Raw genomic sequence first — 24,018 nt, forward strand, 5'->3', positions numbered from 1 at the left:
GTCAATCCTTTCGAAGGGCCGTGATGGTTACGGCATCCGGGGTGGTTTGGTTTACTGCCGGAACGGTGGAACCCGGCAGCGAGGCAGCGGCGGCACCATGGGCCACCGCCTGACGAAGGCAGTCGGCAGGGGCGGCGCCCCGGCCATGGGCAAGCAGGTAGCCGGCAAGTGCGGAGTCGCCCGCACCCACCGTGCTGACCGCGGCGACCGGCGGGTGCGTGGCCAGCCACGCGCCGTCGGCCGTGACAAGGACAGCTCCCTTGGAACCGAGAGTTGCCAGCACAGCACCCACACCGGAACGGACGACGGCGGCTGCGGCGGCAGCGGCAGCAGCCGGATCCGCTTCCAGTTCGTCACCGGATGCCGGGGGGAAACCGGCAGCTGCGGCCAGCTCCGCCAGTTCCTCGGCGTTGGGCTTCAGGAGGTCAGGCATGCCCTCCGGGCCGCCGGTAAGGGCGGCCGCGAGTGGCAGGCCGGACGAGTCGACGGCGATGCGCGGGGCGGCGCCGTCGGCGGAAGAACGCAGGCGGCGGGCTGCCGTTGCGTAGAAGTCGGTGGGGAGTCCCGGCGGCAGTGATCCGGCCAGGACCACCCAGGTGGCGCCGCGTGAGCTTTCGACCAACAGCTTGATCAGGGCTTCCTGCTGGTTCTCATCCAGCGCGGGGCCCGGTTCGTTGATCTTGGTGGTCACGCCGCCGGGTTCGGTGAGGGCCACGTTGGTGCGCAGCGGCTCGTCGATGGGAAGCGAAACGAAGGGCACCGCGTGCTCGCGCAGGCCCGCCAGGACGGGATCGCTGTCCGCGCCGGGGAGGACAGCAAGGGACTCCAGCCCCGAGGCCACCAGCGCGCGGGAGACGTTGACGCCCTTGCCGCCGGATTCCTGGCGGACGGAGATGGCGCGCTGTACCTCGCCACGCTCGAGCGGGCCGGGAAGGGCGACGGTCCGGTCAAGGCTGGGGTTGGCGGTGAAGGTGACGATCATGCGACCACCACATCAACGCCGGCCTCTTCCAGGGCGGCTGCGAGTTCAGGTCCGGGTTCACTGTCTGTGATCAAGGTGTCCAGATCTTTCAGGGAGGCGAACTGGACCAGGGTTTCCGTGTCCAGCTTGGAGGAGTCGGCCAGCACCACAATGCGGCGTGCCGACTGGACGAAGGCTGCCTTGACGGCGGCTTCTTCAGGATCGGGAGTGCTGACGCCAAAGGTGGCGTGGATGCCGTTGGTTCCGATGAACGCGATGTCAGGGCGGATCCGGGCGGCGGCGTTCACCGTTGCCTGCCCCACGGCTACCTGGGTGAGGCCGCGAACCCGGCCGCCCAGGATCTGCAGGGCAACGCCGGGGACGTTGGAGAGTTTGCTGGCAATGGGTACTGCGTGCGTGATGACCACCAGTTCGTGCTGGGGGCCCGTTCCGTCGGAAGGTTCGACGGCGGTGCGGCGGGCCAGCATGTCGGCAAGGACTTCGGTGGTGGTGCCCCCGTCCATCAGGACGCTGGCAGGCGAGTTGCGGGGGATCAGGGCAAGGGCGGCTTCGGCGATCCGGATCTTTTGGTCCGGCCGCTGAATGGCCCGTTCAGTGACGCTTTCCTCGGTGGTGCTGAATCGGTCTGCCGCAACAGCGCCGCCGTGGACACGGCGGACCGTGCCGGCGTTTTCGAGGGCGGCGAGGTCCCTGCGCACCGTTTCGGTGGTGATGCGGAAGCGCTCAGCCAGCAGGGTCACGCTGACCCGGCCGCTGCCGGCTACAAGCTCGGCAATCTGTTGCTGGCGCTCTTCGGCGAACACGTACCCTCCGTTGCGTAGGTCCTGCTGTGAGGTTGTCCGCCCTGCCGACTTCCCGGCCTTGCGTGACTGGCATCACATTGATGTTGAGTTACTTGACTTTATCTGTGCTTCTGTTGGTTTGTCAATGGAAACCAACATGAAACAAGATCGAGCTTTCCAGTCCGGGCGCAGGCACGAAAAAGCCGGGCTGGACGCGTGGTGGTCCAACCCGGCTTTTTCGGGTTCCTCGGTCACGCCCCGGGATCCCCGTCCCCGTTCGCGTGTGGCTAGATGCCGCCGTCGCGGCTTTCGTGGCGGGTGATGCGCTCACCGGTGTTGGGATCGATAACGGAACGTGATTCGCTGACGCGGCGGCTGCGGCCCGGGGAAGCGAGGATGAGCGAGGCGACCAGCCCGATCACCCCTACGGCCATGAGGATGTACCCCACCAATTGCTGGTCCACGAACGGGATCAGTCCGGGCGCGACAGCCCAGGCAAGGATGGCGCCGAGGGCGATGAGGAAGATTGACGATCCGATTCTCATGACTTGCTCCTTATGGCCGCGGGCTGCGCGGCGCTGGTAGGGCGATACGGGAGGGTGGTGCGTACACTGCCAAAAGCCAAGCCTGCTGTCTGTCAAGCGTCACGCTACCTCCCGGTGATTCCGGATTCAATGATCCGGGCGGGGCGTCGTGCTTCCGTAGTTAGGCTTGACCAGTGGAAACAGTTGTGTGGTCCAAGCCGGAAGACCAGCGCGCAGGCACCCCCCTCCTGGTGATGATGCACGGGTACGGCACGGACGAGTCCCGGATGGTGCGCCTCTTCGAGTACCTGCCTCCCGAGCTCACGTTTGCCGCCCTGCGGGCACCGATGCCCATCGGCGACCACTGGGGCTGGTTCCTGCTCGACTACTTCCTGGCGAACGACTTCGCGGATGTCATCTCCGCCGCCAACTCGGTACGGGCATGGATCAGCTCCGTCAGGGACCAGCACAGCAGCGTCACCCTGATGGGGTACTCGCAGGGCATGGCCATGGCCAGCACGCTCCTGCGGCTGCACCCCGATGACTACAAGGCCGTTGTGGGACTGTCCGGCTTCGTGCTCAACAACGAACTCCTCTCGGTGACCGACTCCTTTGACGTCAAGCCGCCCTTCTTTTGGGGCCGGGACAAGGCGGACCTGGTGATCAACGAGGACGCCGTTGCCTACACCGCCGAGTGGCTGGAAAAGAACACTCTGTTGACGGCCCGGACATACCCGGGAATGGGGCACGCGATGTCCAAGACCGAGATGGTGGACGTCAGCGCCTTCCTGCGTCACTACGTGCTGCGCTGACTGTGTAGCCGCCCCATCAGTGGGTAAGAAAAAACAGTTGCCAGCGGAATTTGCAAGCGCTTACACTCGTCTACGGCCATGATCGGTCCTGCAGTGGGCGGACAAGGAAGTGATGCTGAGCGCGCGAAGCGCAGCACACCCTCCTTTAGGCTGTCCCGGCAGGGCCGGCTGTCCACCAACCGAAAGGACACCGCACTGCCGATGACACTGGAAACTGCAGCTGAGGCCGCCGCCTGGACCGGCGCCGCAGCAATCCTGTTTGACCTGGACGGCGTCCTGACGCCCACCGCTACCGTGCACGAGCGCGCCTGGCAGGAACTGTTCGACGGTTATCTGGCCTCGCACCCGGAGCTCCCCGGATACCGGGAAAGCGACTACTTCGACCACATCGACGGCAAGCCCCGCTTTGACGGGGTGCGCGACTTCCTGGCCTCGCGGGGACTCGCGCTGCCGGAAGGCCCGCTGGATGACGACCCGGCCCACGAAACCGTCCAGGGCCTGGGCAACCGGAAGAACGCGATCTTCAATGACATCGTGAGCGCCGGCGTCGAACCGTTCCAGGGCTCGGTCCGCTTCCTCGAAGCCGCCCTGGAACGCGGACTCAAGATCGCCGTCGTCTCTTCTTCCCGCAATGCCCCCGCCGTCCTGAAAGCCGCCGGTCTCAGCCACTACTTCGCCGTGGTGGTGGACGGGGTGGTGGCCGCGGAGCAGGGCCTGCCCGGTAAACCAAGCCCGGCTACCTACGAATACGCGGCAAAACTGCTGGACCTCTCCAGTCCGGAGTGCGTGGTGGTGGAAGACGCCGTATCAGGGGTGCAGGCCGGACACGCCGGATCGTTCCACTCCGTGATCGGCGTGGACCGCGGCGCCGGGCGGCAGACGCTCCTGGACGCCGGAGCCACCCTGGTGGTCAACGACCTCCAGGAACTCGTCCCCTAAACCCAGGCCCCAAACGCGTTGCCTGCCCCGGGCAACGCTGCTGCTCCCCGGCAGTACCCATCCGAGTATTGCCCTTCCCCCGAATATTCCGTGCCGGCCAGCCCGGCACCACAGCAAGGTCAAAAGGACCCCGACCATGGCATTGATCTCCGCGGACCGCGAACGGTTCCCCGATACCCCCTGGCAGCTCGTCGAAACGCGCTACGGAACCGATGGCACAGGAACCCTGGAGGCCCTGTTCGCCCTGGGCAACGGCCATCTGGGCATCCGGGGGGCCCATTGGGCGGCCGCCGATGCCGAGTTGCCAGGCAGCTTCATCAACGGCCTGCACGAAATCTGGGACATCAAGCACGCCGAAAACGCCTTTGGCTTCGCCCGGACGGGCCAGCGCATCCTCTACATCCCGGACGCCAACAACTTCACCGTTGTGGTGGACGGCGAAAACCTCAGCCTCGCCGAATCAGAGGTCCTGGACTACCACCGGAGCGTCGACTTCTCCACCGGGATCTACGAGTGCCGCATCACCTGGCAGTGCCGGTCCGGCGCCACCGTGACCACCACGGAACGGCGGGCTGTGGGCTACGAGTCCCGCGGCTGCCTGGGCATTTCCCTGGAGGTGGAAGCGGACCGGCAGATCTCCCTGGACGTCACCTCCGCGGTGATCAACCGCCAGGACCAGCCGGTGGAAGACCACTCCGTGCACGATCCCCGCCGGGCCGGACGGCACGCCGGGCGGGTGCTGCTCCCCGTGCGGCTGGACGGCGGCGACGGCTCGTTGCGGTTGTCCTGGGAGGCGGCCGAATCCAAGCAGCGGGTGGGGATCGCAGTGGACCACTGGACCTCTGCCGGGCACCAGCCGTTCGAAACGGTGGTGGACCAGGACGACAGCACCGTCCGGTACGTCCTTGCGGTCGAAGCCGGCGATCCGTTCCGCTTGGAAAAGAGCGTCAGCTACGCGGCCGGTCGCACCATCCAGGACCCGGACGTCGATGCGGCCGCAGTGGCGGAGGAAGCCCTCCGCCCGGTGGACAGCATCTTTGCCGAAAGCATGGCCCACTACCGCGGTTACTGGGCCACCTCGGACATCGTGGTTGAGGGCGGCCGGGCCGGGCTGCAGCAGGCCATCCGCTGGAACCTTTTCCAGCTGGCCCAGGCTACGGCGCGTGCCGATGTTGCCGGCATCCCCGCCAAGGGCGTGACGGGTTCGGGCTACGAGGGGCACTACTTCTGGGACCAGGAGGTGTACCTGCTGCCGTACCTTACCTACACCAACCCCGACGGCGCCCGGCAGGTCCTCGAGTTCCGCCACGGCATGCTTCCCGAGGCCCGAATCCGGGCGAAGGAACTGAGCGTGGACGGCGCCCTCTTCCCGTGGCGCACCATCAACGGCCTCGAGGCCAGCGCCTATTACGCGGCCGGTACCGCACAGTTCCATATCGCCGCCGCGATTGCCTTCGCCACCAACCGGTACCTCTGGGCAACCGGAGATGCCGGATTCCGGGATGGCATGGGCGCAGAACTGCTGATCGAGACGGCCCGGATGTGGATCTCCCTGGGCTTCTTCGGCAAGGACGGACTCTTCCACATCCACGGCGTCACCGGCCCTGACGAGTACACGGCCGTGGTGAACGACAACCTGTATACGAACGTCATGGCCCGCTTCAACCTGCGTGCCGCCGCCGCGCTTGGGCACGCAGGCATCACCCACGAGGAGCGCCAGCTGTGGGAGGCGGCCGCCAGCCGCATGCAGCTGCCCTTCGATGAACGGATGCAGGTCCACTCCCAGGACAACGACTTCATGACCCTGGAAGCCTGGGACTGGACCACGCCGCGTTCCAAGTATCCGCTGCTGCTGCACTTCCACCCCCTGGTCATCTACCGGCACCAGGTCCTGAAGCAGGCGGATACCGTCCTGGCCATGTTCCTGCAGTGGCAGGACTTCACGGCTGAGGAGAAGCAGCGGGCCTTCGACTTCTACGATCCCATCACCACCGGCGATTCAACGCTGTCCGCCTGTGTCCAGGGGATCATGGCGGCCGAGGTGGGCTATTCGAGGGAGGCCCTGGACCACTTCACCAATGCCGCCTTCATTGACCTTGACAACACGCATGGCAACACGATCGACGGCGTGCACATCGCCTCCACCGGCGGAGTCTGGAGTTCGCTGGTGTGCGGGTTCGCCGGCATGCGCGACCAAGGCCAGGTCCCATACTTTGATCCACGCCTGCCCGCGGAGTGGGAGGGACTGACCTTCCACCTGAAGATCAGGGGCCGCCTGCTGCTGGTCCAGCTCGCAGCCCGCTTTATCACGCTGACGGTCCAGGACGGCGGGCCGCTGGAGGTGGACGTCCGTGGCCAGCGGCTCATGGTGGGCAACGAGCCGGTGCGGGTGCCGCTGGAACCGGTGGGGGAGCCGGAACCCACGGTGTTCCCCAGCGGATTGCCGACGGCGAGCATCCCGGTGGTGCGCGGCAACAGCTGAGCGCGTTGCCGGGCTGGGAGGACGCGTCCGGCGTAGGCCCGGCAGCTTCCCTTGCCGGGCCTCCTCCATCTCCCGCTGCCGTTCCTGCCTGGTGCCCCCCAAAAAGCACCAGGGGCCCGCAGTGGCCTAGCCCGCGAGGAGGGTGGCGGCTTCCTGGCGGGTGGTGCCGGAGTCCTGGATGCCTTCTGCGATGTGGGCGAGTTCGGCGGGGATGTCGCGGCCTTTTTTGCGCATGGCGGTGGCCCAGAGGCGGCCGGCGCGGTAGGAGGAGCGGACCAGGGGTCCGGACATGACGCCGAGGAAGCCGATGTCTTCGGCTTCGTGCTGGAGGTCCACGAATTCCTGGGGTTTGACCCAGCGGTCCACGGGCAGGTGCCGTTCGGACGGGCGCAGGTACTGGGTGATGGTGATCAGGTCGCAGCCGGCCTGGTGCAGGTCGCGGAGGGCTTCGCTGATTTCTTCGCGGGTTTCGCCCATGCCCAGGATGAGGTTGGACTTGGTGACCATGCCGAGGTTCCGGCCCTGGGTGATGACGTCCAGGGAGCGTTCGTAGCGGAAGGCGGGGCGGATCCTTTTGAAGATCCGGGGCACGGTTTCGACGTTGTGCGCGAAGACTTCGGGCGCTGAGTCGCAGATCGCCTTGATGTGGTCGGGGTTGCCGGAGAAGTCGGGGATGAGCAGTTCCACGCCGGTGCCGGGGTTCAGTTCGTGGATTTTGCGGACGGTTTCGGCGTAGAGCCAGACGCCTTCGTCTTCGAGGTCATCGCGGGCCACGCCGGTGACGGTGGCGTAGCGCAGCTGCATGGATTGGACGGAGCGGGCCACCTTGGTGGGTTCGAACATGTCCACGGGGGAGGGTTTGCCGGTGTCGATCTGACAGAAGTCGCAGCGGCGGGTGCATTCGGAGCCGCCGATCAGGAAGGTGGCTTCCTTGTCTTCCCAGCATTCGAAGATGTTGGGGCAGCCGGCCTCTTCGCAGACGGTGTGCAGGCCTTCTTTTTTGACCAGGTTCTTCAGCCCGACGAACTCCGGGCCCATCTGGACCTTGGCCTTGATCCACTCCGGCTTGCGCTCCACCGGGACCGCAGCGTTGCGCTGCTCGATCCGCAGCATCTTCCGGCCTTCAGGTGCCAGGGTCATGATCGTGTTTCCTTTGTCTTCTTGGGGAATCGGAGTGCGCCGGGTGTCAGCGGGGTGTCAGCATTCGACGACGTTGACGGCGAGGCCGCCCATGGCGGTTTCCTTGTATTTGTCGCTCATGTCTTTGCCGGTTTCGCGCATGGTGATGATGACTTCGTCGAGGGAGACGCGGTGGGTGCCGTCGCCCCAGAGCGCCATTTTCGCGGCGTTGATGGCCTTCGCGGCGGCGATCGCGTTCCGTTCGATGCAGGGGACCTGGACCAGCCCGCCGATCGGGTCGCACGTCAAGCCCAGGTTGTGTTCCATCGCGATCTCCGCGGCGTTCTCCACCTGGGCCGGGGTGCCGCCCATGACCTCGGCCAGGCCCGCGGCGGCCATCGAGGACGCGGACCCGACCTCGCCCTGGCAACCCACCTCGGCCCCGGAAATCGAGGCCTGTTCCTTGTAGAGCACCCCCACAGCGCGGCGGCGAGCAGGAACCGCACCACCACACCGTCCCGGTCGGCCTGGGTGGCCTGGTCCATGCCCGGGGCGAAGTGCAGGGCATAGAACAGCACCGCCGGGATGATCCCGGCCGCCCCGTTCGTGGGGGCGGTGACCACCCTCCCGCCGGAGGCGTTCTCCTCGTTCACCGCCAACGCCACCAAGTTAACCCACTCCTGCCAATACCTGGGGTCATAGTGGTCCGGCCCGTCCTGGCCGGTGTCTTCGGGGCGGGCGGTTTCCTTCTTCAACCGCTCATACCAGTCCGGGGCGCGGCGCCGGACCTTCAACCCGCCCGGCAGCACCCCTTCACGCTTGAGCGAGGTCTGCACGCAGTTCTCCATCACCGACCAGATATGCAGCAGCCCGGCCCGGATCTCCTCCTCGGACCGGGAGGCCTTCTCGTTCACGAACATCACGTCCGCGATGCCCAGCCCGGTCACCGCGCAGTGCTCCAGCAGTTCCGCCGCGGTCCGGAACGGCAGCGGCAACTCTTCCTTGGACGCGTCCAGCTCCTGCTGCGCCGCGTCCTCCTCACCCTCCCGGACGATGAACCCGCCACCGACCGAGAAAAACGTCGCCCCATGCACCACATCCCCGGCAGCGTCCGCGACCGTGAACGTCATCCCGTTCGTGTGCCGCGGCAACACCGTCAACGGCCGCAACACCATGTCGCCCACCCCGTACCGCAACGCCACCGCACCGGCCAGGTTCAGGATCCCGGTCTCCGCGATCGAAGCCAGCCGCTCCTCCACCTCTTCGGGCAGGATCAACTCCGGGTGGAACCCCTCCAACCCCAACAGGATTGCGGTCATCGTCCCGTGACCATGCCCCGTCGCCGCCAACGACCCATACAAATCCACCCGCAACGACACCACAGCCCCGAGCTTCCCCGAGGCCTTCAACTCCTCAGCAAACACAGCAGCAGCCCGCATCGGCCCCACAGTATGAGAAGACGAAGGGCCAATACCGATAGAAAAAAGGTCGAATACGCCGACTGCCACGGTGTGTTCCTAACTGGACGGAGAAGAAGAGAAAGCGGGCCCCTGTGGGACCGGTATCCGGAAGCGTGCGTCTACGCGAGCGAGCACGCGGAGGATGCCGGCCCCACCGCGCCCAAGGCGGGCACGGGACTCAGGACAGGGGTGCCACACCCGGGTAGAGCGGGTGGGCTGCGGCGAGTGCCTCAACGCGGTGACGGAGCCCGGAAAGGTCCGCGCCGGCGTCGGCAATCAATGCCTCGGCGATGATGTCCGCAACCTCGCGGAAGGCTTCCTCGCCGAAGCCACGGGTGGCCAGGGCAGGGGTTCCGATGCGCAGGCCCGAGGTGACCATCGGCGGACGCGGGTCGAACGGCACGGCGTTGCGGTTGACGGTGATGTCGATCGCGGCGAGCCGGTCTTCGGCCTGCTGGCCATCGAGTTCGCAGTTGCGCAGGTCCACCAGGACCAGGTGCACGTCGGTGCCGCCGGACACCACGCTGATGCCCTTGGCGGTGACGTCCGGCTGGACCAGGCGCTCGGCCAGGATGCGGGCGCCGGTCAGGACGCGCTCCTGCCGCTCCTTGAATTCCTCGGATGCCGCGATCTTGAACGCCACGGCCTTGCCGGCGATGACGTGCTCCAGCGGCCCGCCCTGCTGGCCCGGGAACACTGCCGAATTGATCTTCTTGGCGATGTCGGGGTCGTTGGAGAGGATGATGCCGCCGCGCGGACCGGCAAGGGTCTTGTGCGTCGTGGAGGTGACCACGTGGGCGTGCGGGACCGGCGAGGGGTGCAGGCCCGCGGCCACCAGCCCGGCGAAGTGCGCCATGTCCACCATGAGGTAGGCGCCCACGGAATCGGCGATGCGGCGGAACTCGGCGAAGTCCAGCTGGCGCGCGTAGGCTGACCAGCTTACCACGATGAGCTGCGGCTTGTGCTCCTGGGCCAGCCGCTCCACCTCTGCCATGTCGATGGTGTGGGTGTCTTCGCGGACCTGGTACGGAACCACGTTGTAGAGCTTGCCGGAGAAGTTGATCCGCATGCCGTGGGTCAGGTGGCCGCCGTGGGCCAGGTTAAGGCCCATGATGGTGTCGCCGGGCTTGATCAGCGCGTGCATGACCGAGGCGTTGGCCTGGGCTCCGGAGTGCGGCTGGACGTTGGCGAACCCGGCACCGAACAGGGCCTTGACCCGGTCGATCGCGAGCTGCTCGATGACGTCCACATGCTCGCAGCCACCGTAGTAGCGCTTGCCCGGGTAGCCTTCGGCGTACTTGTTGGTCAGCACGGAGCCCTGCGCCTGCATGACCGCGGCGGCGGTGTGGTTCTCCGAAGCGATCATTTCCAGGCCGTCGCGCTGGCGGCCCAGTTCGTCGTCGATCTTTGCCGCAATTTCGGGGTCCAGGGCGGAGAGGTCTGCGTTCAGGCTGGGGGAGACCACCTGTTCAAAGGCCACAGTGCCCGCGGCGGATGAAACGCCGCTCACAGTTCGCCGCCGTTTGCTTCGGCGTATTCCTGTGCGGAGAGCAGCGGGCCCTCTTCGGTGACGGTGACTTTGAAGAGCCAGCCGGCGCCGTAGGGGTCGTTGTTGATCACGGCGGGGTCGCTGACCACGTCGTCGTTGACTTCCGTGACCTCGCCCGTGACGGGGGAGTACAGGTCCGACACGGACTTGGTGGACTCGATCTCGCCACAGGTCTCGCCTGCGGTCACCGTGGCGCCAACTTCGGGCAGGTCCACGTAGACGATGTCGCCCAGTGCCTCGGCGGCAACAGCGGACACGCCCACCACGGAGGGGCCGGAGCCGTCAGCGGCGATCCATTCGTGCTCGGCGGAGTACTTCAGTTCAGCGGCAACTTTAGCCATGGTGTTTTTCCTTAAGTTTGGAGTGCAAGAAAGCGGGAGCGCGGGGTTATTTCTGGCGCTTGTAAAAGGGCAGTGCGACGACTTCGAAGGGCTCAGCCTTGCCGCGCAGGTCCACGTCCAGTGCGGTGCCCAGCTCGGCGTGCTCGACGTCGACATAGGCCAGGGCGACAGGGTAGCCCAGGGTGGGGCTCGGCTGGCCGGAGGTCACTTCGCCCACCACGTTGCCGTCCTTGAGGACGGGGTAGCCGCCACGGCCGGCGCGCCTGACCTTTCAGGCCGACGAGCTTGCGCTTGGAGCCGGACTCCTTGGCCGCCTCCAGTGCTGCCCGGCCCACGAAGTCCCCTTCCTTGGACTTAAGCGCCACCACGGGGCCAAGGCCGGCGTCGAACGGTGAACGCTCGAGGGAGAGCTCATTCCCGTACAGCGGCATGCCTGCTTCAAGGCGGAGCGAATCGCGGGATGCGAGGCCGCAGGGGACAATGCCGAACTCTTCCCCGGCCTGGGCCACGGACTCCCAGAGGGAAGCGGCGCCTTCATTCGGGAGGAAGAGTTCAAAGCCGTCTTCACCGGTGTAGCCAGTGCGGGCCAGGATGACATCGTGGCCGTCTACGGTGACTTCGTTGAACGCGTAATACTTCAGGTCGGTGACCAGGGCGTGCCGGGACTCATCCGTGAGTTTGAGCAGGATGGCCTCGGCCTTGGGTCCCTGGACTGCGACGAGCGAGGTTGCCGCCGAAGCGTCCTCCACCGTCACATCGAAGTTGGCTGCGCGCTCGGCGAGGGCGGCGGCCACGGTGGGGGCGTTGCCTGCGTTCGGGACCACCAGGTACTTCTCATCGCCGAACCGGTAGGTGATGAGGTCGTCGATGATGCCGCCGTCCTCATTGCAGATCAGCGAGTACTTGGCTTTGCCGTCCGCGATGGCGGACAACTTGCCTACCAGGGCGTAGTCCAGGAAGGCGCCGGCCTGGGGTCCGGTGACCCAGACTTCGCCCATGTGGGAGAGGTCGAACAGGCCGGCGGCTCTGCGCACGGCGTGGTGTTCTGCCAGTTCGGAGCTGTATTTGAGCGGCATCTGCCAGCCACCGAAGTCGGTGAAGGAGGCGCCAAGCTTTTTGTGCTCTTCGTAGAGAGCCGTGTAGTTCTCAGTCACGGGGGATCCTTAGTTTTCGAACTCGGACAGCGGCGGGCAGGAGCAGATCAAGTTCCGGTCTCCACCGGCGCCGTCGATCCGGCCCACCGGCGGGAAGTACTTGTCCTGCTTCAGGTGGTGGACGGGGAAGACGGCCTGCTCGCGGCTGTACTGGCGGGTCCATTCGGAGTTCACGACGGCGGACGCGGTGTGGGGTGCGTTGCGCAGCGGGGAATCCTGGACAGAGAAGTCGCCGTTGGCCACCTGGTCGATTTCCTTGCGGATGGTGATCATGGCCTCGATGAAGCGGTCGATCTCGGCCAGGTCCTCGGACTCGGTGGGCTCCACCATCAGGGTGCCTGCCACCGGGAACGCCAGGGTGGGGGCGTGGAAGCCGAAGTCGATGAGTCGCTTGGCCACGTCCTCGGCCGTGACACCGGTCTTGGCAGTGAGGTCGCGCAGGTCCAGGATGCATTCGTGCGCCACGAGGCCGCCTTCGCCGGTGTAGAGCACCGGGAAGTACTCGTTCAGGCGCACGGCAACATAGTTCGCTGCGAGCAGGGCTGCCTTGGTGGCCTCGGTCAGTCCCTCCCCGCCCATGAGCTTCACGTAGGCCCAGGAGATCGGCAGGACACCGGCGGAACCGAAGTTCGAGGCGCTGATGGCCACGCCGTGGCCTTCCTCATGCGCTGCCTTGTTGGCGTCGCCGGGCATGAACGGTGCCAGGTGTGCCTTGGCCGCGACCGGTCCGACGCCGGGTCCGCCGCCGCCGTGCGGGATGCAGAAGGTCTTGTGCAGGTTCAGGTGGGACACGTCGCCGCCGAACTTGCCGGGCTGGGCCAGGCCCACCAGGGCGTTCAGGTTGGCGCCGTCGACGTAGACCTGGCCGCCGGCCGCGTGGACAGCCTCGCAGATCTCGGTCACGTCCGCGTCGTAGACACCGTGGGTGGACGGGTAGGTGATCATGATCGCCGAGAGGACGTCCTTGTTCGCCTCGATCTTCGCGTACAGGTCCTCGTGGTCGATCGTTCCGTCCGCCGCCGTGGCAACGACGACGACCTTCATTCCGGCCAGGACCGCAGAGGCGGCGTTGGTGCCGTGGGCGGAGGCGGGGATGAGGCAGACGTTGCGCTGGGTATCGCCGTTGGCGCGGTGGTAGCCGCGGATGGCCAGCAGGCCGGCGAGCTCGCCCTGGGAGCCGGCGTTCGGCTGCAGCGACACCTGGTCGTAGCCGGTGATTTCCGCCAGGTCGGCTTCCAGGCCACTGATCAGTTCACGCCAGCCCTTGGTCTGGGACTCGGGGGCGAAGGGGTGGATGGAGGCGAACTCCGGCCAGGAGATGGCTTCCATCTCGGCGGTGGCGTTCAGCTTCATGGTGCACGAGCCCAGCGGGATCATGGTGCGGTCCAGCGCCAGGTCGCGGTCGGAGAGCCTGCGGATGTAGCGCAGGAGCTGGGTTTCGGAGCGGTGGGTGTTGAACACCGGGTGCTGCATGAACTCAGAGGTGCGGAGCACCTCTGACGGCAGGTCGAAGCCCGCAGCGTCCACTACGGGGCCGGCACCGAAGGCGACGGCGATCGCGGACAGGATTTCCGGCGTCGTGGTTTCATCCACGGACACGCCAATGGTGTCGGCATCAATGTGGCGCAGGTTGATGCCGCGTGCTTCAGCAGCGGTGATGACCTTGGCGGCCTTGCCCGGGACGGAAACCGTGACCGTATCGAAGAACGTCTCGGAGGCCAGTTCGCGGCCTGCGCTCTTGAGCGTGGTGGCGAGGGCGCGTGCGTTGTTGTGGACGCGCTCGGCAATGGCCTTCAGCCCGTCGGGGCCGTGGTAGACGGCGTAGAAGGAGGAAACGATGGCCAGCAGCGCCTGCGCGGTGCAGATGTTGGACGTGGCCTTCTCGCGGCGGATGTGCTGCTCGCGGGTCTGCAGCGCCAGGCGGTAAGCCGGGAGGCCGGCGTCGTCCTTGGATACGCCCACCAGGCGGCCCGGCATGGAACGTTCCAGGCCCTTGGCCACTGCCATGTATGCGGCGTGCGGGCCGCCGAAGAACAGCGGGACACCGAAACGCTGGGTGGAGCCGACGGCGATGTCGGCACCCTGCTCGCCTGGAGGGGTGATCAGGGTCAGTGCCAGCAGGTCAGCGGCCACCGTCACCAGCGCGCCGCGCTCCTTTGCTTCGGCGATGACGCCGGCGTGGCTGAAAACGCGGCCGGAGACGCCCGGCTGCTGGAGCACGATGCCGTTGATTGCGCCGTCGGGCAGGCCCTTGGACAGGTCGGCGACCTCAACCTCGAAGCCGAGCGCCTCGGCGCGGCCCTTGACGATGGCGATGGTCTGCGGCAGGACGTCGGCGTCCAGGACGGTCTTGCCGTCTCGGACGTCCTTGTTCTTGTTGGCGCGGCGCATCATGAGGACGGCTTCGGCCACGGCGGTGGCTTCATCGAGCAGGGAGGCGTTGGCGATGGGCAGGCCCACCAGGTCCTGGACCATGGTCTGGAAGTTCAGGAGTGCCTCGAGCCGTCCCTGGGAAATCTCGGGCTGGTACGGGGTGTAGGCGGTGTACCAGGCCGGGGCCTCGAGGACATTCCGGCGGATGACGGCGGGCGTGATGGTGTCGTAGTAGCCCTGGCCGATCATCTGTACGGCGGTCTTGTTCTTGGCGGCGAGCCTGCGCAGTTCCGCAAGCACCTCAACCTCGCTCAGCGCGTCTTTGAGCGCAAGGGGCTTGGACTGGCGGATTGAGTTGGGAACGGCGATGTCCACCAGTCCATCAACGCTGTCGTAGCCAACGGCCTTGAGCATGGTGTCCACGTCAGCCTGGCGGCGTGCACCGATATGCCGGTCTGCAAAGGCAGACGGAAGGGATTGAATCGTCATGAGGAACTCCAGGTTTGGCCGGTCACGGGTGGCACGGCATGGATCGGGTCCCTCCCCGCTCTGTATTGGACCTGAGAGATTCCGCAAACCCATCAGGGCCTGCTTGCACCGTCGGTGAGTACTGCCGGAGCAGCACTGCTTTCCAGAGTCGCCTCGCCGTGACGGTACATGGGCCTGAGAGATTCCTGGGGAGGATTTGCTCCTACGGCGCCTGCCCGGTGATGGCCGGGAGAACTCTCCCGCCACAGCTCGAAAGGCATATTGAAATGTGGGTGATTCGGCTCACAGGTTACCGGCAAAGCGGGCCGGGGAGCAAATCGGTCCGTCATGAATTGGGGCTCCAGAGCGTTACGTGGATGGCGTAACGCCGGGTTTGACTTTTGTCCGTGACGGACGCCACACTGAACCCCGTGATCCGGCCGGACAGCGGAACTGGCCCAAAGATGCTGGGTGCTCTGTTCGCCGTCCGGGATCACCGGAGGCCCCACAATCCATTCTGCGCATTACCGCGCCTGGGATGGATGCCCTCCGACAACTGAACACTGATTTAGCAAGCAAACGCTTTTGACCTGCGGCGGGAGAGCCCTGCCGGTACGTTCAGCAGGCGCCGTAGGAGCAAACCCTCCCCAGGAAACTCTCAGGCCCACGTACCGCCGCGGTGAGGCAACTCTGGAAAGCAGCCGGGCCCTGTCCTGGCTCACCGACGGTGCAAGCACGCCCATGCCGGCATGTGGAAACTCTCAGGTCCCAGACAGAGCGGGGAGGAAATCCAATCTTTGCGACACCCCGGGTGCCGCTCGAACGATGGAGTTCCTCAATGACGACCCATTCCCCGACGTCCCCCGGCGGCGGAGCCCCGCACCTGGAGCGGCAGCTCAGCAACCGCCACATCCAACTGATCGCCATCGGCGGTGCAATCGGCACTGGCCTGTTCATGGGCTCAGGCAAGACCATCTCGGCGGTAAGCCCCTCGGTGATCTTCGTGTACATGATCATCGGCTTCATGCTGTTCTTCGTCATGCGTGCCATGGGTGAACTGCTGCTCAGCAACCTCAACTACAAGTCCTTCAGCGACTTTGCCGCTGACCTGCTGGGTCCATGGGCCGGCTTCTTCACAGGCTGGACCTACTGGTTCTGCTGGGTCATCACCGGCATTGCCGACGTCATCGCCATCGCGGGCTACTCCAAAGAGCTGTGGCCCGGACTGCCCCTCTGGATTCCCGGCCTGGCCACCGTGGCCATCCTGCTCCTGCTGAACCTCACCACCGTGAAGGCGTTCGGCGAAACGGAGTTCTGGTTCGCACTCATCAAGATCATTGCCATTGCTGCCCTGATCATCGTTGGCCTGTTCATGATCTTCACCGGTTTCCAGTCCGACGCCGACCCTGCCACCTTCACCAACCTGTGGAGCCACGGCGGATTCTTCCCGAATGAGTTCATGGGCTTCGTGGCCGTCTTCCAGATCGCCGTTTTCGCGTTCGTGGGCATCGAACTGGTGGGCACCACCGCCGCCGAGGCCAAGAACCCGGAGCGGAACCTTCCCAAGGCCATCAACTCCATCCCCATCCGCGTGCTCCTCTTCTACGTGGGCGCCCTCATCATCCTGATGGCCGTCACCCCCTGGACCGAGTTCAGGGCCGGTCACAGCCCCTTCATCGCCATGTTCTCCCTGGCAGGCCTGGGCGCCGCGGCCACCGTGGTCAATCTCGTGGTGCTGAGCTCCGCGATGTCCTCCGCGAACTCCGGGATCTACTCGACGTCCCGCATGGTCTTCGGCCTTGCCCAGGAAGGCGACGCACCCGACGTCTTTGGCAAACTGTCCCGGCGGAAGGTGCCCCAGAACGCACTGTTCCTCTCCTGCGTGCTGCTGCTGTCCGGCGTCGTCCTCATGTATGCGGGCCAGGACGTGGGCAAGGCCTTCGACATGGTGACCACGGTCTCCGCCGTCTGCTTCGTCTTTGTCTGGTCCATCATCCTGGCCAGCTACGTCGCCTTCCGCCGCCGCCGGCCGCACCTGCATGAAGCATCCAAGTTCAAGATGCCCGGCGGTGTTGCCATGGTCTGGGTGGTCTTCGCCTTCTTCGCCTTCGTGATCTGGACCCTCACCACCCAGCCGGACACCCTGGTTGCCCTGCTGGTCACCCCGGTGTGGTTCATCCTGCTGGGCGCCGCATGGTTCGTCCTCCGCCGCCGGCCCGCACACCAGGCCCGTTTCGCCACGTTCCAGGCTGAACTGCAGGCAGACCAGGACTTCACCGACGCCGCATCAGGCAAGGCTGTCCGTACGGGTGCCGCCGCAGAAGCGGGGGAAGAGCGGGTCAAACGGTGATCGCCGCGGAGGCCCGCGTGTCCGAGCTGAGCGCATCCGAACCTGGGACTTCTGAAGCCGGCCAGCTGCAGGCTGTGGCAGCCCACGAAACGGGCCGGGAATTCGTGCTGACGTTCCATTGCCCGGATGCCCTTGGCATTGTCCAGGCGGTGGCGGCATACCTGCTGGAACAGGAATGCTACATCGTGGACATCAAGCAGTTCGGCGACAGGGCAAGCGGCCGGTTCTTCATGCGAATCCACGTCACCTCGCGGGTTGAGCTGGACCTTGGCCGCCTCCGGGCCGGTTTCGGTCAAGTGGCCCAGGAGTGGCAGATGGACTGGCGGCTGGAACGCCACGGACGCAAGCAGCCCATCCTGGTGATGGTCTCCAAGTACGAGCACTGCCTCAACGACCTCCTGTTCCGCGCCCGCAGTGGTGAGTTGCCCGTGGAGATCGCCGCCGTGGTGTCCAATCACCCGGACCTGGAACCGCTTGCGGCGTGGCACGGCGTTCCGTTCCACCACATCCCTGTGACGCCGGAAACCAAGGCCGATGCCGAGGAGCGGCTGCTGGGCCTGGTGGACCACTACGCTGTGGAGTTGGTGGTGCTGGCCCGCTACATGCAGGTGCTCAGCGACGAGGCCACCACCCGCCTCAGTGGCAAGGCCATCAACATCCACCACTCATTCCTGCCCAGCTTCAAGGGTGCCAAGCCCTACCACCAGGCCTACGAGCGGGGCGTCAAAACGGTGGGCGCCACAGCCCACTACGTCAACTCGGAGCTGGACGAGGGGCCCATCATCTCCCAGCAGGTCATCGAGGTGGACCACACGTACTCCGCTTCGGACCTGGTCACGGTTGGCCGCGACGCCGAATGCAAGGCGCTCACGAATGCCGTCCGCTGGCACGCTGAAGGGCGGATAGTCCTCTCCGGCAACCGGACGGTCATCCTGCGCTAGTTGCCCATCCACGCGGTAGCGCCCGCACTCCCTCCAGCCGGAGGGGCAGGTGCCGGCCGCCGTGGCACCACATCTGAAAACAGCCTTTCGAGCTGTGGCGGGAGAGTTCTCCCGGCCATCACCGGGCAGGCGCCGTAGGAGCAAATCCTCCCCAGGAATCTCTCAGGCCCATGTACCGTCACGGCGAGGCGACTCTGGAAAGCAGTGCTGCTCCGGCAGTACTCACCGACGGTGCAAGCAGGCCCTGATGGGTTTGCGGAATCTCTCAGGTCCAATACAGAGCGGGGAGGGACCCGATCCATGCCGTGCCACCCGTGGTAAGCCAAACCTGGAGTTCCTCATGACGATTCAATCCCTCATGGCAACAGCCGCAGCATCGATTCCCGCGGAAGGACAGGGCGGCAAGTCCGGTGCGGTACTGCCTGTCCGGATGCAGGTCATTCCCTCGGAGGGTATTGCCGCCCGCATCCAGGCCGCCGTACCCGCGGGGACACAGCTGACGGTGACGTGCCTGCCCGGCCGGGGTGTGGGACCCACCATCCGGACGGCCATCGAGCTTGCCTACCTTGGCTTCGAGGTTGTCCCGCACCTGGCCGCACGAAGCATCGAAAGCCGTGAGCAACTGGCCGGCGTGCTCCGGAACTGCCACGACGCCGGCATCAGCGAAGTGTTCGCCGTCGGCGGTCACGCGGGGGAGCCGGCCGGTCCCTATGACAGCAGCCTTCCATTGCTGGAGGATATCGCGGAGGTTTCCGGCGGACGGATCCGGGCCGGGGTGGCGGGCTACCCTGAGGGACACCCGGACCACAGTGAACTGCACATGCTCGATGCCCTGCTGGAAAAGCAGCATCTGGCGTCGTCAGTGGTGACGCAACTGTGCTTTTCGGCCCCCCGGATCCAGTGGTACGCCCAAACCCTGCGCCGGGAAGGGGTGCGCCTGCCTGTCTGGGCTGGGGTGCCCGGCGCTGTTCCGCGGGCCGAGTTGATTTCCCTTGCGACCAGGATCGGGGTGGGCCCATCCCTCAAACTGCTGAGCCGAAGGGGCCCGCTTGGCCGCCGCCTGCTCCGGGGCGGCCACTACTCGCCCGAGTCCATCGTGGCGGAACTGCAGCGCGGCGGGGCAGTGGAAGGTATCCACCTTTACACGTTCAACAACCTGGCCGGTCCCGCCAGCTAGGAGGCCGGGGCCGGGGTGGCATGTGACGCGGATCGGAAAGTTCAGCATGCTTAGTGTTTGTCCACATAGGATGGATAAGCACGGCAGCCTACCCGCTGCAGGTCGATTTGAATGAAGGTGACCATGGCCAGGCGCAGCAATCCCGCAGTACGAATCGCACAGGAAACCGCCCACAACGCAATGTTCGATGCCGACGGCAAACCCAAGCCCGGTGTCCACAACATGCTGCTGAAGGCAGTGCAGATCCAGCGGCCCCTGGTGGTGGCCTACATCCGCCGGCTCCAGAAGAAGCATCCGCGGGCCACCGCCGCCCAGTTGGCCGCCATCGCAGAGCGTGACTACCTGCGCGCAGTGGCCGGTGGGGGCGCCCTGGTGGGAGCCACCGCCGTCGTCCCTGGTGTTGGAACCGTGGCGTCGCTGGGACTTTCCGCAGCCGCAACCGTCGGCTTCCTGGAGGCGACGGCCCTCTACGCGACCTCGCTGGCAGAGCTCCACGGCATCCGCCTCACCAATCCCGAGAAGGCCGGCACCATGGTCATGGCCATCATGCTTGGTGAGGAAGGCACCGCCCTGCTGGGAACGCTCAGCGGCCAGGCGGCCGGCGGCGCCAAGCCCGCCGACGTCTGGGGAAACATGCTGTCCAAGTCCTCGATGCCTGGATTCGGCAGCGTCCGGAAGAGTATCCAGCACGCCTTCCTGAAGAACCTGCTCAAACGGCAGGGCACTGCGCTGTTCGGCCGGGCCCTCCCCTTCGGCATAGGGGCAGTTGTGGGCGGAGCCGGTAACCTCGTGATGGGCCGTGCCGTGGCGCAGAACGCCAGGGAGGCGTTCGGACCCATGCCGGACACCATTCCCGGGGAGCTGACCGCCGCTGCCGGGCCGGACAACCTGACCCTGGAAGGCAACACACTTGGATCTCAACGCTGATGTAGGCCAATCATTCGGCTCCTGGACCGCGGGAGGCGATCCGGCGATGTTTCAGCTGGCCACCAGCGTCAACGTAGCGTGCGGCCTCCACGCAGGCGATCCCGTCACCATGCTGGACAGCTGCCGGGCGGCTTACGAACTTGACGTCACCGTGGGTGCGCACCTTGGCTACCGCGATATGGCCGGTTTTGGCCGTCGCTCGCTGGACATGAGTTTTGATGAGCTATTCGGCGACGTGCTGTACCAGCTGGGCGCGCTCGACGGCGTCGCACATGCCGTGGGTGCCTCGGTGGACTTCGTGAAGCCACACGGTGCGCTGTATGACACGCTGATCCATGATGCCGAGCAGGCCGCCGCCCTGGTTGCGGCCGTGAACGCCTACGATCCCGGACTTCCCATCCTGGGCTTCCCGGGCTCGGAGCTGCTGAAGCAGGCCAAGGAAGCCGGCCACCCCGTATTCACCGAGGCCTTCGCCGACCGCGCCTACTACGCCGACGGCACCCTTGTGCCGCTTTCCAGGGAAGACGCCACGCTGCACGACGTCGACACTATCGTTGAGCGGGCCGTTCGCCTGGCCACGAAAGGCGAAGTGGTGGCCATCGACGGGTCCATCGTCACCGTCCAGCCGGACTCCCTGCGACTGCAGGGCGGCAGCCCCCGCGCCGTGGAGACGGCGGCAAACATTCGGGCAGGTCTTGAAGCCGCAGGCGTGGAGCTGGAGGCCTTCGCATAGGACCCAGCCGTTTTGAAGCTGGATTGGCATACCCGTTGGCGTACCAACGGCGTGGCAGGCCGGCTTCACGGTGACAGGGCGTATGGCTCGGCGTGCAATTCGGCCCAGAGTGGATCGTTGGTAAGCAGGTCGTTGAGGTCCACGTATCTGGCGTCGTCGGGTTCCCACTGCGGGAGGTCTTCGAGGTGCGCGTCGAGGCACCGGCATTCACGGGGCACGGCCCATTGGAGTCGTGGTGGCCAGCTTCCTGGTGGCCAGTGGGTTGGTTCTGTGTCCTGGTGTTCGGCGTTGTAGTGGCGTCCGGTGGGTGAGGTCCAGCCGGGCGCATTGTTTTCGGTTGCGGGGTGGGGTGTCCATTGGCTGTGGTGCTTGAGCCGGTGGTGTTTGGGGCACTGACATTTGAGCCCGCCCCCTGCCCAATCCGCCAGGCCGTCAACGCCACCCGCGGCCAAAGGTGCTTTGACCCTAAAAAGCGCGTGCCGCCGTCGTACGCATTCCCGCTGCGCAGGTCCCTTCCCGCACCCCTAATACCTGTCGCGAAAAGGAATGTGCGCAGCGAAAAAATCTACCCGCAGCGAAAAGCCCCGAGCGACTTACCCAAAAATCAGCTGCGCTACCGTAAAAATCGCCAGCCCGGCGAGGGACCCCACCACAGTTCCGTTGATGCGGATGAACTGCAGGTCCTTGCCTACCTGGAGCTCAATCTTCTGCGAGGTTTCCTCGGCATCCCAGCGCGCCACGGTGTCCGTGATGACTCCGGCGATGTCCGAACGGTAGGTCCGGACCAGGTACCCCGCGGCGTCGCCGATCCAGGCGTTGACCTTGCTTACCAGTTCCGGATCCTGCACCAGGCGCGAGCCAAAATCGCGCACCGCTGCCTTGAACTTGATGGTGAGCTCACTGTCCGGATCGTCCACGGCACCCAGCAGCGCGTTCTTGACCGTGCCCCAGGTCCGGGACGCGAGCTCGCGGACTTCGGGGTCACCCAGCACCTGCGCCTTGATGTCCTCTGCGCGGGCAATCATCGCCGGATCATGCTGCAGGTCCTGCGCAAGGTCGTTCAGGTACTTGTCGATTGACTGCCGCACCTGATGGCGGGGGTCGGCCTGGACCGCGCGCACGAACTTGAGGATTTCGAGGTAGACCTTGTCGCCCACCAGGCCGTCCACGAACTGCGGAACCCAGGTGGGGGAGCGGTCGGACACCAGGCGGGTCACGGTCTCGTGGTTGTCATCCACCCAGTCCGCGGCACGGTCCACCAACAGGTCCACCAGCGTGTGGTGGTGCCCGTCGTGGAAAACCCGCTCCGCCAGCCTGCCCACCGGAGGCCCCCACGGCGGAGCAAGCAGGTGCTTGCGAACCATGCCCTCGATGACGGCCTGGACGTCGTCGTCATTCAAAACCTTGAAAGCGCCGCGGATCACCGCAGCCCCTTCCCTGGCCACACGGTCGGCGCCACCGGGGGTTGCCAGCCATTCGCCGGCGCGGCGGGCGATATTGACGCTGGCCAGCTTGTCCTGGACCACCTGTTCGGAGAGGAAATTGGTCTCCACGAACTCACCGAGGGAGGCGCCAATCTGGTCCTTGCGGCGCGGAATGATCGCTGTGTGCGGGATCTTGATGCCCATGGGGTACTTGAACAGCGCCGTCACGGCGAACCAGTCGGCCAGCGCGCCCACCATGCCACCCTCGGCGGCCGCACGCACGTACTGCAGCCAGGGATAGTCCTTCTGCAGCGCGAACGCGAAGACAAAGATTACGGCCATGGCGATCAGCAGGCTCAGCGCCAGCAGCTTCATTTTCCGCAGCGCTGCCGCCTTTTCGGCGTCGCCGGCACCAAGCTGGCGGCTTACGACGGCGGCACCCACCTTGCTGCCCGGCGGCACCCCCCGCGCTGCCTCCGCGGGCGCTTCCTGCGTGGTTGGCCCAGTAGTTGCCTCAGAGTTCACCTGCATGTGCCAAGCCTAGCCCCGAAGGCGGGGGCCGGTCGGCTACCGTGTGTCCATGACAATTGACGAGTCAGTGCCGCAGCGGCCGCTGGTCTTTGCCCACCGCGGTTCCAGCGGCACGTATGCCGAACACACCCGCGCCGCTTACCTGCAGGCTCTGGCTGACGGGGCGGATGGGGTGGAGTGCGATGTCCACCTGACCCGGGACCAGCACGTGGTCCTGCTCCACGACGCCAACCTGGACCGCACGTCGGACGGAACGGGCCCGGTGGCTGAGCGGACGCTGGAGGAGTTGCGCCAGCTGGACTTCTCGTCCTGGAAAGGCGTCCGCATTCCCGAAACCTACGGGGCGCGCTCCGAGCAGCTCCTTACCCTTCCGGAATTGCTGGACGTCCTGCGCGGGGCGGGCCGTCCGGTGAAACTCGCCATCGAGCTCAAGCATCCCAGCCCCTACCAGCTGAAGCTGGAGGACCGGGTCCTGGAAGTACTCCGCAGCGAGGGCTGGGACCCGCAAAGCTCCACCGTGGACAACATCGCCGTGACGTTCATGAGTTTCAGTCCCGATTCGGTCCGGCACTTGCTCCTGACCATCCCGCCGCAGTACATCTGCCAGCTCGTGGACGACCTCACCATCCACGAGATCCGTGGCGGGCTGGGGGTAGGGCCAATCACCGGCGGCGCCATTGCCAACCTGATGAAGGCCACCCAGCTGGAGGGCGAACGGATCCTGGATGACCGGGAGGTGGGGATGGCCGGGCCGGGCATCGATTACGTCCGTGAGCGCCCCGGCACCGTCCGGCGCTGGCTGGACTCCGGCCGCCGCTTCAGGGTGTGGACCGTGGACTCGCCGGAGGACGTGGCCTTCTGCCAGGAGCTGGGCATCCAGGAGATCACCACCAACGTGCCGGCCCGCGTCCTTGAACAGCTGCACGTGGCCACGCCGCAGGGCAAGTAGA

Annotated in this window: 18 protein-coding genes, 2 pseudogenes and 3 riboswitches; of the genes and pseudogenes, 9 read left to right on the forward strand and 11 right to left on the reverse strand. The window is 65.9% G+C overall.

Annotated features, from left to right (window positions below):
• Nucleotide 1: 1 nt before the first annotated feature.
• The 3 genes from NMQ03_RS02230 to NMQ03_RS02240 form a co-directional block, all read right to left on the reverse strand.
• Nucleotides 2-982, reverse strand: coding sequence for a 1-phosphofructokinase family hexose kinase (locus NMQ03_RS02230; protein ID WP_255174204.1), 981 nt, complete (start codon nt 980-982; stop codon nt 2-4).
• Nucleotides 979-1,785 carry a DeoR/GlpR family DNA-binding transcription regulator gene (locus NMQ03_RS02235; RefSeq protein ID WP_255174205.1) on the reverse strand — a complete coding sequence of 269 codons (807 nt, stop codon included), beginning with the start codon at nt 1,783-1,785 and terminating at the stop codon, nt 979-981. The genes NMQ03_RS02230 and NMQ03_RS02235 overlap by 4 nt, the downstream gene beginning before the upstream one ends.
• Nucleotides 1,786-2,051: 266 nt before the next feature.
• Entirely contained in the window at nt 2,052-2,309 is a 258-nt protein-coding gene (locus NMQ03_RS02240; protein ID WP_255174206.1) for a DUF6458 family protein, read from the reverse strand.
• Between the two features lie 173 nt (nt 2,310-2,482).
• Between NMQ03_RS02240 and NMQ03_RS02245 the strand changes: the two genes are divergently transcribed.
• The 3 genes from NMQ03_RS02245 to NMQ03_RS02255 all read left to right on the forward strand — a co-directional run bounded on the left by NMQ03_RS02245 (nt 2,483) and on the right by NMQ03_RS02255 (nt 6,521).
• Nucleotides 2,483-3,100, forward strand: coding sequence for an alpha/beta hydrolase (locus tag NMQ03_RS02245; RefSeq protein ID WP_255174207.1), 618 nt, complete (start codon nt 2,483-2,485; stop codon nt 3,098-3,100).
• Nucleotides 3,101-3,301: 201 nt separating this feature from the next.
• Complete coding sequence (locus NMQ03_RS02250) at nt 3,302-4,039, forward strand: HAD family phosphatase (RefSeq protein ID WP_255174208.1); 738 nt, start codon at nt 3,302-3,304, stop codon at nt 4,037-4,039.
• A gap of 136 nt (nt 4,040-4,175) precedes the next feature.
• Complete coding sequence (locus tag NMQ03_RS02255; RefSeq protein WP_255174209.1) at nt 4,176-6,521, forward strand: glycoside hydrolase family 65 protein; 2,346 nt, start codon at nt 4,176-4,178, stop codon at nt 6,519-6,521.
• A 126-nt stretch (nt 6,522-6,647) separates the two neighbouring features.
• Here NMQ03_RS02255 and lipA read toward each other — a convergent pair whose 3' ends face one another.
• The 6 genes and pseudogenes from lipA to gcvP form a co-directional block, all read right to left on the reverse strand.
• Nucleotides 6,648-7,661: a lipoyl synthase gene (gene lipA, locus NMQ03_RS02260; protein WP_255174210.1), complete on the reverse strand. Its 1,014-nt coding sequence runs from the start codon at nt 7,659-7,661 to the stop codon at nt 6,648-6,650.
• A gap of 57 nt (nt 7,662-7,718) precedes the next feature.
• A pseudogene (locus NMQ03_RS02265) lies at nt 7,719-9,079 on the reverse strand (L-serine ammonia-lyase).
• Nucleotides 9,080-9,278: 199 nt separating this feature from the next.
• Nucleotides 9,279-10,610, reverse strand: coding sequence for a serine hydroxymethyltransferase (gene glyA, locus NMQ03_RS02270; RefSeq protein WP_303694454.1), 1,332 nt, complete (start codon nt 10,608-10,610; stop codon nt 9,279-9,281).
• Nucleotides 10,607-10,990, reverse strand: coding sequence for a glycine cleavage system protein GcvH (gene gcvH / locus NMQ03_RS02275; RefSeq protein WP_224024538.1), 384 nt, complete (start codon nt 10,988-10,990; stop codon nt 10,607-10,609). The genes glyA and gcvH overlap by 4 nt, the downstream gene beginning before the upstream one ends.
• A 46-nt stretch (nt 10,991-11,036) precedes the next feature.
• A pseudogene (gene gcvT / locus NMQ03_RS02280) lies at nt 11,037-12,144 on the reverse strand (glycine cleavage system aminomethyltransferase GcvT).
• Nucleotides 12,145-12,153: 9 nt separating this feature from the next.
• Nucleotides 12,154-15,006 carry an aminomethyl-transferring glycine dehydrogenase gene (gcvP, locus tag NMQ03_RS02285; RefSeq protein WP_255174211.1) on the reverse strand — a complete coding sequence of 951 codons (2,853 nt, stop codon included), beginning with the start codon at nt 15,004-15,006 and terminating at the stop codon, nt 12,154-12,156.
• A 152-nt stretch (nt 15,007-15,158) separates the two neighbouring features.
• A riboswitch (glycine riboswitch) is annotated at nt 15,159-15,258 on the reverse strand.
• A 313-nt stretch (nt 15,259-15,571) separates the two neighbouring features.
• A riboswitch (glycine riboswitch) is annotated at nt 15,572-15,669 on the forward strand.
• A 154-nt stretch (nt 15,670-15,823) separates the two neighbouring features.
• Between gcvP and NMQ03_RS02290 the strand changes: the two genes are divergently transcribed.
• The 5 genes from NMQ03_RS02290 to NMQ03_RS02310 all read left to right on the forward strand — a co-directional run bounded on the left by NMQ03_RS02290 (nt 15,824) and on the right by NMQ03_RS02310 (nt 21,113).
• Nucleotides 15,824-17,335: an amino acid permease gene (locus NMQ03_RS02290; protein ID WP_255174212.1), complete on the forward strand. Its 1,512-nt coding sequence runs from the start codon at nt 15,824-15,826 to the stop codon at nt 17,333-17,335.
• A gap of 65 nt (nt 17,336-17,400) precedes the next feature.
• A complete protein-coding gene (gene purU, locus NMQ03_RS02295) occupies nt 17,401-18,276 on the forward strand; it encodes a formyltetrahydrofolate deformylase (protein WP_255175515.1) in 876 nt (291 codons plus the stop codon).
• 88 nt (nt 18,277-18,364) lie between these two features.
• Nucleotides 18,365-18,464, forward strand: a riboswitch (glycine riboswitch).
• Nucleotides 18,465-18,616: 152 nt separating this feature from the next.
• A complete protein-coding gene (locus NMQ03_RS02300; protein WP_255174213.1) occupies nt 18,617-19,453 on the forward strand; it encodes a methylenetetrahydrofolate reductase in 837 nt (278 codons plus the stop codon).
• A 123-nt stretch (nt 19,454-19,576) separates the two neighbouring features.
• A complete protein-coding gene (locus tag NMQ03_RS02305; RefSeq protein ID WP_255174214.1) occupies nt 19,577-20,380 on the forward strand; it encodes a hypothetical protein in 804 nt (267 codons plus the stop codon).
• On the forward strand, nt 20,364-21,113 hold the full coding sequence (locus NMQ03_RS02310; RefSeq protein ID WP_255174215.1) for a LamB/YcsF family protein: 750 nt from the start codon (nt 20,364-20,366) through the stop codon (nt 21,111-21,113). Before NMQ03_RS02305 ends, NMQ03_RS02310 begins: the two co-directional genes overlap by 17 nt.
• 65 nt (nt 21,114-21,178) lie before the next feature.
• On the opposite strand, the gene NMQ03_RS02315 is transcribed toward NMQ03_RS02310, so the two are convergent.
• Nucleotides 21,179-21,331: a hypothetical protein gene (locus NMQ03_RS02315; protein ID WP_255174216.1), complete on the reverse strand. Its 153-nt coding sequence runs from the start codon at nt 21,329-21,331 to the stop codon at nt 21,179-21,181.
• Nucleotides 21,332-21,706: 375 nt separating this feature from the next.
• Nucleotides 21,707-23,068, reverse strand: coding sequence for a DUF445 domain-containing protein (locus NMQ03_RS02320; RefSeq protein ID WP_255174217.1), 1,362 nt, complete (start codon nt 23,066-23,068; stop codon nt 21,707-21,709).
• A gap of 49 nt (nt 23,069-23,117) precedes the next feature.
• On the opposite strand from NMQ03_RS02320, the gene NMQ03_RS02325 reads away from it, so the two are divergent.
• A complete protein-coding gene (locus tag NMQ03_RS02325) occupies nt 23,118-24,017 on the forward strand; it encodes a glycerophosphodiester phosphodiesterase family protein (RefSeq protein ID WP_255174218.1) in 900 nt (299 codons plus the stop codon).
• The last annotated feature ends 1 nt before the right edge of the window (nt 24,018 follow it).

The sequence above is a fragment of the Arthrobacter sp. DNA4 genome, from assembly GCF_024362385.1.
In the GTDB taxonomy this organism is placed as follows: domain Bacteria; phylum Actinomycetota; class Actinomycetes; order Actinomycetales; family Micrococcaceae; genus Arthrobacter.

What these genes read in the sequence shown, in the direction of transcription:
- NMQ03_RS02300 (WP_255174213.1), top strand. Translation starts at nt 18,617, where the DNA reads ATGACGATTCAATCCCTCATGGCAACAGCCGCAGCATCGATTCCCGCG.
- gcvH (WP_224024538.1), bottom strand. Translation starts at nt 10,990, where the DNA reads ATGGCTAAAGTTGCCGCTGAACTGAAGTACTCCGCCGAGCACGAATGG.
- NMQ03_RS02255 (WP_255174209.1), top strand. Translation starts at nt 4,176, where the DNA reads ATGGCATTGATCTCCGCGGACCGCGAACGGTTCCCCGATACCCCCTGG.
- NMQ03_RS02240 (WP_255174206.1), bottom strand. Translation starts at nt 2,309, where the DNA reads ATGAGAATCGGATCGTCAATCTTCCTCATCGCCCTCGGCGCCATCCTT.
- NMQ03_RS02305 (WP_255174214.1), top strand. Translation starts at nt 19,577, where the DNA reads ATGGCCAGGCGCAGCAATCCCGCAGTACGAATCGCACAGGAAACCGCC.
- gcvP (WP_255174211.1), bottom strand. Translation starts at nt 15,006, where the DNA reads ATGACGATTCAATCCCTTCCGTCTGCCTTTGCAGACCGGCATATCGGT.
- NMQ03_RS02325 (WP_255174218.1), top strand. Translation starts at nt 23,118, where the DNA reads ATGACAATTGACGAGTCAGTGCCGCAGCGGCCGCTGGTCTTTGCCCAC.
- NMQ03_RS02320 (WP_255174217.1), bottom strand. Translation starts at nt 23,068, where the DNA reads ATGCAGGTGAACTCTGAGGCAACTACTGGGCCAACCACGCAGGAAGCG.
- lipA (WP_255174210.1), bottom strand. Translation starts at nt 7,661, where the DNA reads ATGACCCTGGCACCTGAAGGCCGGAAGATGCTGCGGATCGAGCAGCGC.
- NMQ03_RS02290 (WP_255174212.1), top strand. Translation starts at nt 15,824, where the DNA reads ATGACGACCCATTCCCCGACGTCCCCCGGCGGCGGAGCCCCGCACCTG.
- NMQ03_RS02230 (WP_255174204.1), bottom strand. Translation starts at nt 982, where the DNA reads ATGATCGTCACCTTCACCGCCAACCCCAGCCTTGACCGGACCGTCGCC.
- NMQ03_RS02250 (WP_255174208.1), top strand. Translation starts at nt 3,302, where the DNA reads ATGACACTGGAAACTGCAGCTGAGGCCGCCGCCTGGACCGGCGCCGCA.